Below are 12,938 nucleotides of genomic sequence, written 5' to 3' on the forward strand. Positions count from 1 at the left end.
GCGCGGGAGGGGGCCCGGGCCTTCCGTGTTCCGGTGGCTACTTCACGCCCACCGCGCGGATCAGTTCCTGCGTCACCGAGCCGCCCCGGTCGTCGCTCGCCCCGGCCCGCAGCGAGACGGAGTCCGCGCCGGACGGGACGCGCAGCTCGCCGTCCCAGGCGGCGCCGTGCCGCGCCTTCTTGAGGGCGACCTTCGTCCAGGTCCTGCCCTCGTCGTAGGAGACCTCCAGGGTGCCGGTGCCGATGCTGCCGGTGCCGGTGGCGCCCTTCACGTACTCGGCGGAGATCCCGACGGGCAGCCTGCTCCCGGCGCGGACGTCACCGTTGATGTCGGTGTCCACGTCGAAGCCGAGGTTGAGCATCGGCAGATAGGTGATCTTGTCGTGGGGGGTCTCGGCGGAGCGGAAGGTCCACTCGCTGTGGCCCTTGGTCGCGAGCCGCCAGCGCGCCGGGTCGAGCGTGGTGTCGGTGACGACCTTGTACGCGGCCTCTTCGGCCGGCGCGTCCCAGGCGTAGGCGCCGGAGCTCGTCTTGCGGTCGACGCGGGTGCCGTTGACGTACACCTCGGTGTACTGGGTCATCGAGTCGTCGCTCCACACGTTGCCGAAGCCGGTGTGGTCGTTGCCGGAGTCGCCCCAGCCGGGGGTGTTGAAGCGCAGGTCGTTGCCGGTGCGCTGCTGGCCCCAGCCGAGGCCGGTGCCCAGCCAGGGGTGCCAGACGGGACCGAACCAGTCGAGGTCCACCCGGCTGCCGCCCCGGTACACGGACTGGCCGCCGCGCTCCTCGAGCGACTCGCCGAGGTCGACGGACTCGTGCCAGCGCTGGCCGGTGCCGGTGGAGACGTACTCGGTGCGCTCGGCCGGGAAGGAGATCCACTCCTTGAAGCCGAAGCCGATCGGGAAGGTGTCGGTGATCGAGTAGCGGAACTCGCCGCCCAGTTCGGCGCGCTTGGTGGGCGCGTGGAAGGTGGAGCGGACGGTGGCGAGTTCGTCCTCGTCGGGCCGGAAGACCAGGTCCTTGCCGATGGCGCCGGGGTGGCCCTCGGAGAGGTCGTACGTGAAGGGGGTGAAGCGGGTGCCGGTCAGGTCGACGCGCTTGCCGCGGGCGGCGCCGGCGGCGAGGCGCCGGGCGTCGGCGGCGTTGACGGTGGCGACGGCGAGCGGCCGGTCCTGGTAGTCGGCGGTGCCGAACCATTCCATCAGGCGGCCGGGCCGGTCGTCGGTGACGAACAGGGCCTTGGCGCCCGCGTCCTGGGCGGTCTGGGCGACCTGCGCCGGGTCGGCGCCCTCCGTCAGCCGGACGAGGACGGCCTTGCCGGTGACGTTCCTGCCGGTGTACTCGGCGGGTGTTCCGGTGCCCGCGTCGACGAGGCCGAGGCGGTGGCGGCCCTCCAGGAGGGTGGCGCCGGCCTGCGGGGTGGCCCCGGAGAGGCGGGAACCGTCGACGCTCGTCTCCAGCATCGGCTTGCCGAGGCGCCAGACCGTCCGGTACTCGAAGGTGCCGGTGGCGGGCTTGGCGGTGGGCGCCGCGAAGATCGAGTCGTACATCGGCGGGACCTGGACGGCGCCGCCGTAGGAGGCGCCGTTGGCCTTCCGGTCGAACTCCATCAGGAGCTGGCGGGTCTCGGTGCGCCGGTCGACCTCGGCGCGGATCTCACGCAGCTGCCGTCCGTCGAGGGTGATCTCGCGGTCACGGTCGAGGGTGATCTCCGGCGCGGTGAGGAAGCCGAGGCCGAGGGAGTCCTCGCCGTGGGAGCCGCGTACGTCGAGGAAGGTGTCGACGGTGTACGTGCCGGGCTGCAGGCGGAGTTCGAGGGTGCCGGAGTCGCCGACCGCGGCCGGGAAGGGGTCGGTGTCCTCGGCGAGCTGCTTCACGCCGAGGTGGGCGGGGGTGGGGGCGCCGTCGCGGTCCTTGACGTGGACGGTGAGGGTGTAGCGCTCCTCCTCCTTGACCAGGCCGAGCGCGGTGTGCGCGACGACGGTGCCGGCGGCGGTGGCGGTGATCCGGCCGGAGGACTGGCCGACGGGGGCCTTCGTGCCGTCACCGGTGACGGTGGTGCTCGCGGTCCCGTGGGCGGGGACGGTGAGGGTGGTGTCGGCGAGGGCGGCGACGCCGGCCGGCATGCCCTCGACGGCCAGGTTCAGCTCGACCGGCGCGTCGGAGGAGTTGGTGTAGGTGACGGTCTTCGTGACCGGCTTGCTCGACGCGTACGGCCAGGCGACGAAGCCGAGGTCGGCGGAGCCGGTCGCGGTGACGTTCGCGGCGATCGCGGCGGCCACGTCGACCCGGCCGGAGCCGAGCGCGTACGAGGAGGCGTCGAGCGTCTTCGACGAGGACATCAGCGCGTCCTTGAGCTGGGCGCCGGTCCAGTCGGGGTGCCGCTCGGCAAGCAGCGCGGCGACACCGGCGACGTGCGGGGTCGCCATCGACGTACCGCTCATGGAGGTGTAGAGGCCGCTGCCGGGGAGCAGTTGGGAGCGGGCGGCGAGGATGTCCACGCCGGGCGCCGACAGGTCGGGCTTGAGGGCCTGGTCGCCGTAGCGGGGGCCCTGGCTGGTGAAGTAGGCGGCCTCGTCGGCGGAGTCGACGGCGCCGATGGTGAGCGCGGAGTCGGCGGCGCCGGGCGAGCCGATGGAGCCGGGGTAGCCGGAGTTGCCGGCGGCGATGACGAAGAGGGCGCCGGTCTCGGCGGTGAGGGTGTTGACGGCCAGGGCCATCGGGTCGGTGCCGTCGCTCGGTTCACGGGAGCCGAGGCTCATCGAGACGATCTTCGCGTCGATGTCCTTGGCGGCCCACTCCATGCCGGCGATGATCTCCGACTCGGAGCCGCTGCCCTCGTCGCTGAGGACCTTGCCCACGGCGAGGGTGGCGCCGGGGGCGACGCCCTTCTCCTTGCCGTCGGAGCCGGCACCGCTGCCGCCGACGGTGGAGGCGACGTGGGTGCCGTGGCCGTTGCGGTCGGCGACCTCCTGGCCGGCGATGAACGACTTGGACTCGGTGACCCGGCCCGCGAGGTCGGGGTGGGCGAGGTCGGCGCCGGTGTCGAGGACCGCGACCTTCACGCCCTTGCCGGTGAGCCCCGCCTCCCAGGCCTTCGGGGTGCCGATCTGGGCGTTGGACTCGGCCATCGCGGCCTTGACCCGCCCGTCGAGCCAGACCTTGGCGGGGGCGGCGGCCCGGGCGGTCGGGGCGGCGGTGAAACCGCGCCAGAAGGAGGCGGGGTCGGTGGCGGTGACGGCGGCCCCGCCGATGCTGGGCAGCGGGCGGACGGTCTCGGCGCCGCGGGGGGCCGCGGCGGCGGTCCTGGCGGTCTTGCCGCCGTAGGTGACGATGAGCGGGAGCTCGCCGGTGACGCCCTGTTCGACTAGGCCGGTGACGTCGAAGAGCCGCGGGTCGAGCGCGCCGGAGTCCAGGTAGGGGCGGGCCTCGTCGGGGACGACGGTGACCCGGCCGTCGTCGATCCGGCTGCGTATCGCGCCGGTGGCGCCCTCGGCCCGGTCGACGGTGACGGTCTTCCGGCCGCCGCCGAGGTCCGTGAGGGTGACGCGGTCGCCGGTGACGAGGGTGACGGTGGTGCTCGCCGTCGCCTTGAAGGTGTCCGGTACGGCGGATGTGGTGGTCCCGGCGGCGGCGGTCTGCCCTGTCGAGAGCATCACGAGGGAGACGCCCGCGGCGATCAGCGCGGCTCTCCCCCTGTCGAAGGGTGTGGTCCTCGACGTCATCGTGCGAACTCCTCGCGGACCCGGGGTAGGGGGTTTTCCGGGTGCCGGGGGGAGTCTTGGCCAGTGGAGGGGGATTGACTCCGGTCGTTCCTGGCGGTTATGCGCCGTGGCGGCGAACCGCCAGAACAGGAACGGCCTTTCGGGGAGAATTGCTCACGGAGTCGGGTCGAGGGCGTCGTACCGGCGGAAACCGCGCGCGTACACGGCGAGGGCGCCGACCGCCACGACGCAGGCGATTCCGCCGCCGGTGACGGCGACGGCGGGCGAGGTCAGGTCGGCGATCGAGCCCGCGAGGAAGTCCCCGAGCCGGGGCCCGCCGGCGACCACCACGATGAAGACGCCCTGGAGCCGGCCGCGCATCTCGTCCGGGGCCGCGACCTGCATCATCGTGTTCCGGAAGATCATCGAGACGGTGTCGGAGTACCCGGCGAGGGCGAGCAGGAGCAGCCCCAGCCACAGGTTCCGGGTGAGTCCGAAGACGGCGATGGCGGTGCCCCAGGAGGCGACGGCGATCAGGATCGCCTGCCCGTGGTGGCGGATGCGGCCCTGCCAGCCGGACAGTACGCCGCCGAGCAGCGCGCCGAACGCGGGCGCGGCGACGAGGAGTCCGGTCGTCCTGGCGTCCCCGCCGTACCAGAGGACGGCGACGGCGGGGAACAGGGCGCGGGGGTGGGCGAGGATCATGGCGCAGAAGTCCGAGAGGAACGTCATGCGCAGGTTGGGGCGGGTGGCGAGGAACCGCAGCCCGTCGAGGACGGAGGCCCTCTTGCTCCCCGTGCGGTCCGGCAGCATCGCCGGCAGCCGCCACATCGCGTACAGGCTCGCGGAGAAGGCGACGGCGTCCACGAGGTACGCCGTCTGGTAGCCGGCGAGACCGACGATCAGGCCGCCGAGGCTGGGGCCGACGAGCGTGCCGAAGGTGGTGACCATCGAGTTCAGCGCGTTGGCGGCGCGCAGCTGCTCGGGCGGCAGCAGCCGGGGGATCATCGAGGAGCGGGCGGGCGCGTTGAGCGCGGCGCACACGGCCTGGAGGGCGACGACGGCGTACAGGAACCAGACACGGTGGAAGCCGGCGAACGCGGCGGTGGCGAGCGCGATCGACAGCGCGGCGGAGCCGCAGGCGCTGAACAGGCCGAGCTTGCGGCGGTCGACGGTGTCGGCGATGGCACCGCCGTACAGGCCGAAGACGACCAGCGGGACGAGCGAGAACAGGCCGACGAGCCCGACGGCGAAGGGCGAGCGGGTGATGTCGTACACCTGGAGCGAGACGGCGAGCGCCGTCATGCCCTGCCCGACCCAGGAGACGGTGCTCCCGAACCAGAGGCGGCGGTAGTCGGCGGAGGTCCGCAGCGGGGTGAGGTCGGCGAAGAGCCTGCGGCGCTCGGCGCGCCGGGGCTCAGGGGGCTGATGCTGTGACTGGGGCTGGGGCTCCGTGGCGGTCACGCGATGTCGTACCGGAGCTCGGGGCGGTCCCAGTGGATGCGCCCGGCGGCCGGGACGGTCCCGGTGCGGACGGCGCCGGTACGCAGGTAGAACTCCTCGGCGGGCGGATGCGCGACGACCCGCACGGCGGTGAGCCCGGCGGCCCTGGCCTGCCCGGTCATGTGCTCCATGAGCAGCCGTCCGATGCCGAGACCCTGGGCGCTGTCGGCGACGAACGCGAGGTCGAGCTCGGCCTCGTCGAGGAGCAGGGCGTAGAACCCGAGCACGCGGTCGCTCGCGTCGACGGCGACGAACACGGGGTGGTGCTCGATGTACGCGCCACCGACCTGGTACCCCTCGACCATGGCCCCGTAGTCGCCCCGATAGGCGCGGGAGGACCGGACGAGCCGGGTGAGCCGCTTGGAATCCTCGGCGACGGCACGCCGGACGGTGAACTCGGACATGGGGCGAGTATAGGGGTGGATAGGGCAGTTGATCCTTACGTTTTGGTCAAGGGGCTTCGGCGGACAGCGCCGCCTCCGCCACCGCGGCCTCGGGCGTCAGGGTCGTGCCCCGGGTGAAGGCCGCCGTGAACGCGGCCGGGTCCAGGCCGGTGCGGACCGTGCGTTCCGTCGCGTCGACGTCCCCGCGCTCCGCCGGGGGCAAGGGGGCGCCCGTCGAGGCGCGGAGGGCGGACGCGGCGCCCAGGAGGAGGGCGGCGCCCTCCGCACGGCCCGCGCCCGCCCGGGCCGAGGCCAGGCCCTCCAGGGCGAGGGCGACCGCCCGCGGGTCGCCCGAGGCCACCGCCGTGCCATAGCCCTCCTCCTGGAGCTTCGCCGCGCCCACCACATCGCCGCGCGCCAGGGCCGAGAAGCCCAGCTCGGCCAGGATCAGGGCGTTCGCCGAGTCGAGGCCCACCGCCCGGTGCCAGTCGAGCACCTCCCGCATGTGCCCCTCGGCCTCCTCGAACAGGCCCTCGCGGCGGGCCCCCAGGCCGAGCCCGAGCACCGCGTTGATCTCGCCCGCGCGGAAGCCGGCCTCCACCGCCCGCTCCCGCGCCGCCTCGTGGTACGCCCGCGCCTCGGCCGGCTCCCCCCGCAGCAGCGCGGTACGCCCGATCCCGGCCAGCAGGTCCGGCACCGCGGTCGTCAGGCCGAAGCCCTCCGCCGCCGCCAGCCCCGCCCGCTGGAGCCGGTCCGCCCGCTCGTACGCGCCGTGGATCTCCGCGACCGCCGCCAGCGGATACACCGACCACAGCCGCGAACAGGCGTCGCCGACCTCCGCGAACAGCGCGTCCGACCGCGCCGCGTCCACCTCCGCGCCCGCCACGTCCCCGGCGAGCAGCCGCTGCACCGAGCGGTCCGCGAGCGCCGCCGCCTCCACCCAGCGGTCGCCGTGCGCGCGGGCGCCGTCGAGGGCCTGCCCCGTGAGCTCGCCGCCCTCGCTCTGGCTGCCCGTCCCGCAGAGCGCGTGGGCGAGGAACCAGCGCGCCCAGGCGCGTTCCGCCGGGCGACCGGGCTCCGCCTCGTCGTACGCGGTGAGCGCCCGCGCGATCCGCTGCCGCCGGTCCGTGCCGTCGCCGCCCATGACGGAGATCCCGGTACGCCAGACCTCCACGCGGGCCCGGAGCGCGGCCGGTTCGGGCCGGGCCGGGTCCTGCGGGGCGACCGGCCGCAGCGCCGCCGTCGCCGAGCGCAGGGCCTCGCCCAGCCGGCCGCGCATGACCCAGTACCAGGCGAGCGCGTCGACGAGCCGGAGCGCCGCCTCGGCGTTCCGCCCGACGCCGGGCGCGGCCAGCGCCCGGTCCAGGGCGGCGCGCAGGTTCGGCGTCTCGGCGTCGAGCCGGGCGAGGCTCCGGCGCTGGTCCGCGCCACGGAGCGCGGGCCCGGCCTCCTCGGCGAGCCGCAGGTGGTGGACCAGGTGGCGTTCCCGTACGGCCTCCGTCTCACCGGCCTCCGCCAGCCGTTCGAGGCAGTAGGCGGCGACGGACTCCAGAAGCCGGTAGCGCGGCCCGTCCGCCCCGTCGACGGCCACGACGAGCGACCGGTCGACGAGCCGCGCGAGCAGCCCGAACACGTCCCCCGGGAGCACGCGCGCCGCACCCGGGAGGGCGCCCTCCGGCCCGGACCCGGTGGTGGGGTCGTCCGCGCAGACCTCCTCCGCCGCCCGCAGTGAGCAGCCCTCCGCGTGGACGGCGAGGCGGCGCAGGACCGTTCGTTCCGGTTCGGTCAGGAGTTCCCAGCTCCAGTCGATGACCGCCCGCAGGGTCTGCTGCCGGGCGGGCGCGCCGCGCAGGCCCCGGTCGAGCAGCCGGAAGCGGTCGTCGAGCCGGGCGAGCAGCCCGTGCACACCGAGGGCACGGACGCGCGTCGCCGCGAGTTCCAGGGCGAGCGGGATGCCGTCGAGGCAGCGGCAGACGGCCCGTACCGCCTCCCGCTCGGCGGGGTCGAGCCCGGCGCCCGCCCCGAACCCCGGCGCGGACGCGGCCGCCCGCGCCGTGAACAGCTCGAACGCCCCGTCGTCGTCCAGCGGCTCCACCGCCCGGAGCGTCTCGCCGGCGAGCGCGAGCGGCTCCTGGCTGGTCGTCAGGACGACGAGGCCGGGCGCGGTGCGCAGCAGCAGCTCGGTGAGCGTGGCCGCCTCGTCGACGACGTGCTCGCAGTTGTCGAGGACGAGCAGCGCGCGTCTGCCGCGCAGCACCTCGGCGAGGCGCTCGGCCGTGGTGAGGGCCCGTTCGCCCTCGGGCCGCAGCCCCCACACCCCGTCGTCGCGGAGTTCGAGCGCGGCGGCGACGACCTCGGCGAGTTCGCCGCGCGCGCCGGCGAACTCGACCAGCCACACCCCGTCGGCGAACTCCTCGCGCAGCCGCCCCGCCGCCTCGACGGCGAGCCGGGTCTTCCCGACGCCGCCGGGGCCGGTGAGGGTGACGAGCCGGCGTTCGGTGAGGAGTCCGCACACCTCGGCGACGGCCGCCTCCCGGCCGACGATCCCGGTGAGCGGCGCGAGGAGGTTGCCGCGCGGGGGGCCGCCGTCGGCGGCCGGCCGGGGCGCCGGGGCTCCGGCGGCAGCGGGGGCGGGGTCCGGCCGGGGCGCCGGGACTCCGGCGGGGGCGAGGACTCCGGCGGGCGCGGGGGCTCCGGCGGGGGCGGGGGCTCCGGCGGGCGCGGGGGCCGGCGGCGGCGAGAGCGAGGCGTCCTGGCGGAGCATCGCCGCGTGCAGCGCGGTCAGTTCGGGGCTCGGGTCGAGTCCGAGCTCGTCGGCGAGGAGGGCGCGCAGCTCCTCGTACCCGGCGAGCGCCTCGCTCTGCCGTCCCGCCCGGTACAGGGCGCGCAGCTGTACGGCCCTGAGCCGTTCGCGCAGCGGGTGCCGGGCGACGAGCTCCGCCAGCTCCCCGGCGAGCACGTCCTGTTCGCCGGCTTCCAGGCGTGCCTCGGCCAGGGCCTCCTGAACGACGAGCCGTTCCTCCTCCAGGCGGTCCGCCGCGGCCCGCGCGAACGGCTCCTCCGCGAACTCGGCGAAGGCCGGGCCCCGCCACAGGCCGAGCGCCTCGCGGAGCGCCGCGGCCCGGGCCCGGGGCTCGGGCGTCTCCCGGGCGAGGGCCGCGAGCCGGGTGAACTCATGGACGTCCAGCGCGCCTTCGGGTACGGCGAGGAGGTAGCCGGGCGCCTGGGTGACGACGAGGCCGCGTCCGCCGGGCTCGGCCTCGTCCAGGGCGCGGCGCAGCTGGGAGACCTTGGCCTGGAGGGCCCGCAGGGGGTTGCCGGGCGGTTCCTCGCCCCAGAGGTCGTCGACGAGCCGGAACGCGGCCACCGGCCGTCCCGCGTCGGCGAGGAGCGCGGCGAGCAGGGCCCGCACCTTGCGCTCCGGGACCCGGACGAGCGTGCCGTCCTCGGTCCGTACGGCCGTCTCCCCCAGCACCGCGAATCGCATGCGGCCACCGTAACCCGGCCCGAACGCGGCCCGAACGCGGCCCGAACAGAACCCGAGCCGGACCCGAACAGCCGGCCGCCAGAGTCGTCCCCGTCAGCAGGAAACGGCACACGGACCACCAAGGAGCAGGACATGAGCAGCACCGAACCCCTCGCCGGCAAGACCGCCCTCGTCACCGGCGGCAGCCGTGGGATCGGCCGGGCGATCGCCCTCCGCCTCGCCGCGGACGGCGCCCGGGTCGGCGTCCACTACGCCGGCAACGAGACGGCCGCGAAGGAGACGGTCGACGCGATCGAGGCGGCCGGCGGCTCCGCCTTCGCCTTCCGCACCGAGCTGGGCGTCCCGGGCGACGCCGACGCCCTCTGGGCCGCCTTCGACGAGCACGCCGGGGACGACCACGGGCTGGACATCCTGGTCAACAACGCCGGAATCGCCGGCCCCGGCCTGATCCACGAGGTCGAGGAGGCCGACTACGACCGGGTGTTCGCGGTCAACGCCAAGGCGCCGTTCTTCATCATCCAGAAGGGGCTCGACCGGCTCCGCGACGGCGGCAGGATCATCAACATCTCCTCCGGGGTCACCAAGGTCGCCTTCCCGGGCATGACCTCGTACGCCGCCTCCAAGGGCGCCGTCGAGGTGCTGACCCTCACCCTCGCCCAGACCCTCGGCTCCCGGGACATCACGGTCAACGCGGTCTCGCCGGGCACGATCGAGACCGACATCCACCCGTGGATGGCCGACCCGGCCGCCAAGGCGCACGCCGCCCGGTTCTCGGTCTTCAACCGGGTGGGCCGGCCGGGTGACGTGGCCGATGTGGTGGGCTTCCTCGCCTCCGACGACGCCCGCTGGGTCACCGGCCAGAACATCGACGCGAGCGGCGGCTCCGGCCTCGGCCTCTGACGGCCCCCGTGCCGGCCACCTCCGGGCGGGCCCGCGACCACCCCGGGCCCGCCCCGCCCCGCACGATCCGCCCGCCACCCACCGCTGTACCCGCCCACTCCCCCGAAGGAAGCCCGGACCATGGCACGTCACACCCTCCTCGTCCTCGCCCACCCCCGTTCCGACTCGCTCACCGCCCAGGTCGCCGCCCGGCTGCACGCCCGGCTGAAGGACGAGGGCGGCACCGTCGACGTACTCGACCTGTATGCCGAGGGGTTCGATCCGGTGCTGCGGCCGGAGGACGAGCCGGACTGGGAGAACCGCGAGAAGGTCTACTCCCCCGTGGTCCACGCCCACATGGACCGCGTCCTGGCCGCCGACGACGTCCTGGTCGTCTTCCCGGTGTGGTGGTTCACCCCGCCGGCCATCCTCAAGGGCTGGATCGACCGGGTGTGGAACTACGGCTTCGCGTACGGCCGGAGCCGCCCCCGGCTCGCCGGGAAGCGGCTGCTCTGGCTGGCCCTGATGGGCGGGACGCCCGAGGAGATCGAGCGGCTCGGCATGACCGAGGCCCTGGGCCTGATGCTCGTGACGGGCATCTCCGCCTTCTGCGGGCTCCCGGACGCCTCCCTGCGCGTCCTGCACGGCACCGAACTCTCCGGTGTTCCGGCCGAGTTGCGCGCCGACCGGGTCGCCGAACTGCTCGACCAGGCCGAGCGCACCCTGACGGAGGAACTGCTCACCCCCGGCGCCACCGAGGCCCCCGGCACCCCCGAGACCCCCGCCGCCCCCGCAGTCAACCCCGCCCCGAAGAGCGTCGACGAGGAGCCGGCCCGATGACCACGACCCTCGCGGAGAACACCGCGACTCCGCCCCGCGCCGGCGCCCGCCAGTGGCTCGGTCTCGCCGTCCTGCTGCTCCCCGTCACCCTGATGACCGCCGACCTCGGCGTGCTGTGGCTGGCCACCCCGTACCTCTCGGCCGATCTGCGGCCCAGTGGCGCCCAGTTGCTCTGGATCACCGACATCTACGGCTTCCTCACCGCCGCCACCCTGGTGATCATGGGCACCCTCGGTGACCGGCTCGGTCGCCGCAAGCTCCTGATGGCCGGTTCGGCCGGCTTCCTGCTCGCCTCCGTCCTCGCCGCGTACGCCCCGAACGCCGGGACGCTGATCGCGGCCCGCGCCCTCCTCGGCGTCGCGGGAGCGGCGGTCCTGCCCTCCACGCTCGCCCTGATCAGCCACATGTTCACGGACGCCCGGCAGCGGGCGACGGCCATCGCGATGTGGGTGACCGCCCTCTCCGTCGGCCTCGCCATCGGCCCGGTGATCGGCGGCGTGCTGCTCGCCTCCTGGTGGTGGGGCTCGGTGTTCCTGATGGGCCTGCCGGTCATGGTGATCGCCCTGGTCACGGCCCCGCAGCTGCTGCCCGAGTACCGCGATCCGAACCCCGGCCGGCTCGACCCGGCGAGCGTGCTGCTGTTCCTCCTCGCGGTGCTTCCGCTGGTGTACGGCGTCAAGTCCCTCGCCGCGCACGGCCCGACGGCCGAGGCCGCCCTCGCCTTCGCCCTGGGCCTGGCCTTCACGGTCCTGTTCGTCCGCCGCCAGAACCGGCTGGCGTCGCCGCTCCTCGACCTGCGCCTGTTCGGGAACCGGGCCTTCACCGGCGCCCTGCTCACCCTGCTCCTGGGGATGACCGCGCTCAACGGCGTCGAGTACCTGGTCCCGCAGTACCTCCAGGCGGTCGCCGGACTCCCGCCGCTCGAAGCGGGGTTGTGGCTGCTGCCGGGGGCGGCCGGTCTGATCGCCGGTTCGCAGCTGACCCCCTTCGCGGCGCGGCGGGTCCGCCCGGCGTACGTGCTCGCCGGCGGGCTGCTGATCTCCCTCGCCGGGTACGCGGTGATCGCCCTGGCCGAAGGGGTGACCGCGGCCGCCCTCGGCCTCGCCGTCATCATGTTCGGCGCGGCGCCGATCAGCGTCCTGGGCACGGCCCTCGCGGTCGGCTCGGCCCCGGCCGAGAAGGCGGGTGCGGCGGCCGCGACCGGTCAGACCGCCTACGACCTCGGGCTCGCCCTGGGCATCGCGGTCACCGGCAGCGTGGCGGTCGCCGTCTACCGGGGCGGCATCCCGGCGGACGCCCCGGCCGCGGCCCACGAGAGCGTGGGCGCGGCGCTCGCCCTGCCGGACGAGGGGCTGCGGGAGCAGGCCCGGGAGGCGTTCACGACGGCCCTCCACTCGGCCTCGACGCTGAGCGCGGTCTTCGCCCTGGTCACGGCGGTGGTGGTACTGACCCTCCTCCGCAAGGTCCCCCGCACCTGACCGCCCGTCTCGCCAGGCCCCGCCACCGCTCGCCGCGCCCACCGCGCGGCGAGCGGTCGTGCGTGGGGGCCGGGCGGGAGGCGAGAAGACGAAGTGGAATTGACCATTCCACATGAGGCTACGATGTGTCGTCATGCAAACACGACGCGTGACCCACGAACAGGTCGACCACGTCGACCCCGGGGACCGGGTCGTCGCCCAGGGCCGCCGGACCGACGCCCCGCCCGCGGGGCTGCTCCGGCGGTACGCGGCCACCGTCTGCAGCGACCACGCGGGCCGGGTCCTCCTCTACCGGCGCACCCCCACGGTCCGGACCTACCCCGACCACTACGACGTCCTGGTGGGCGGCGCGGTGCGGACCGGCGAGGAGTACCTCGCGGCCGCGCTCCGGGAACTCCGGGAGGAGCTGGGCTGGACGGCGGCCCCCGGCATCGCCGAGGCGTACCGCGTCCGCGTGGACGATCCGCACGGCGCCTGCTTCCTGACCGTCCACCGCTGGGTGGCGGACCGGCCGCCCCGGCCCGATCCACGGGAGATCGCCTGGTGCGGCTTCGTCGCACCGCTCACGGTCATGACGGGCGGCTACACCCCGATGGTCCCGGCGGGCGCGGAGGCCGTCCGGCGCCTCTTCCCCCTCTGAGCCGAAGCCCGTTCCGCCCCTCCCCCAC

At 75.0% G+C, this 12,938-nt stretch carries 8 protein-coding genes; 4 read left to right on the forward strand and 4 right to left on the reverse strand.

Features of this window, described 5'->3' with window-relative positions:
* Positions 1-37: 37 nt before the first annotated feature.
* The 4 genes from DEJ43_RS11055 to DEJ43_RS11070 all read right to left on the reverse strand — a co-directional run bounded on the left by DEJ43_RS11055 (position 38) and on the right by DEJ43_RS11070 (position 9,073).
* Positions 38-3,721, reverse strand: coding sequence for a S8 family serine peptidase (locus tag DEJ43_RS11055; RefSeq protein WP_015033436.1), 3,684 nt, complete (start codon positions 3,719-3,721; stop codon positions 38-40).
* Between the two features lie 153 nt (positions 3,722-3,874).
* Positions 3,875-5,071, reverse strand: a complete 1,197-nt coding sequence (locus DEJ43_RS11060) for an MFS transporter (RefSeq protein ID WP_051026045.1) — start codon at positions 5,069-5,071, stop codon at positions 3,875-3,877.
* An 89-nt stretch (positions 5,072-5,160) separates the two neighbouring features.
* Positions 5,161-5,607, reverse strand: a complete 447-nt coding sequence (locus DEJ43_RS11065) for a GNAT family N-acetyltransferase (RefSeq protein WP_015033438.1) — start codon at positions 5,605-5,607, stop codon at positions 5,161-5,163.
* Positions 5,608-5,653: 46 nt separating this feature from the next.
* Positions 5,654-9,073, reverse strand: a complete 3,420-nt coding sequence (locus DEJ43_RS11070) for an AfsR/SARP family transcriptional regulator (RefSeq protein WP_015033439.1) — start codon at positions 9,071-9,073, stop codon at positions 5,654-5,656.
* A 132-nt stretch (positions 9,074-9,205) separates the two neighbouring features.
* Here DEJ43_RS11070 and DEJ43_RS11075 point away from each other — a divergent pair, with 132 nt between their 5' ends.
* From DEJ43_RS11075 to DEJ43_RS11090, 4 genes are all read left to right on the forward strand, one after another.
* Complete coding sequence (locus tag DEJ43_RS11075) at positions 9,206-9,973, forward strand: SDR family oxidoreductase (RefSeq protein ID WP_015033440.1); 768 nt, start codon at positions 9,206-9,208, stop codon at positions 9,971-9,973.
* Positions 9,974-10,093: 120 nt separating this feature from the next.
* Positions 10,094-10,792: an NAD(P)H oxidoreductase gene (locus tag DEJ43_RS11080; protein WP_015033441.1), complete on the forward strand. Its 699-nt coding sequence runs from the start codon at positions 10,094-10,096 to the stop codon at positions 10,790-10,792.
* Positions 10,789-12,270 carry an MFS transporter gene (locus DEJ43_RS11085; protein ID WP_015033442.1) on the forward strand — a complete coding sequence of 494 codons (1,482 nt, stop codon included), beginning with the start codon at positions 10,789-10,791 and terminating at the stop codon, positions 12,268-12,270. The genes DEJ43_RS11080 and DEJ43_RS11085 overlap by 4 nt, the downstream gene beginning before the upstream one ends.
* A gap of 133 nt (positions 12,271-12,403) precedes the next feature.
* The gene (locus DEJ43_RS11090) at positions 12,404-12,910 is read left to right on the forward strand and encodes an NUDIX domain-containing protein (protein ID WP_041662358.1); all 507 of its coding nucleotides are present in this window, start codon (positions 12,404-12,406) and stop codon (positions 12,908-12,910) included.
* Positions 12,911-12,938 lie beyond the last annotated feature (28 nt).

Source organism: Streptomyces venezuelae ATCC 10712, assembly GCF_008639165.1.
In the GTDB taxonomy this organism is placed as follows: Bacteria; Actinomycetota; Actinomycetes; order Streptomycetales; family Streptomycetaceae; genus Streptomyces; species Streptomyces venezuelae.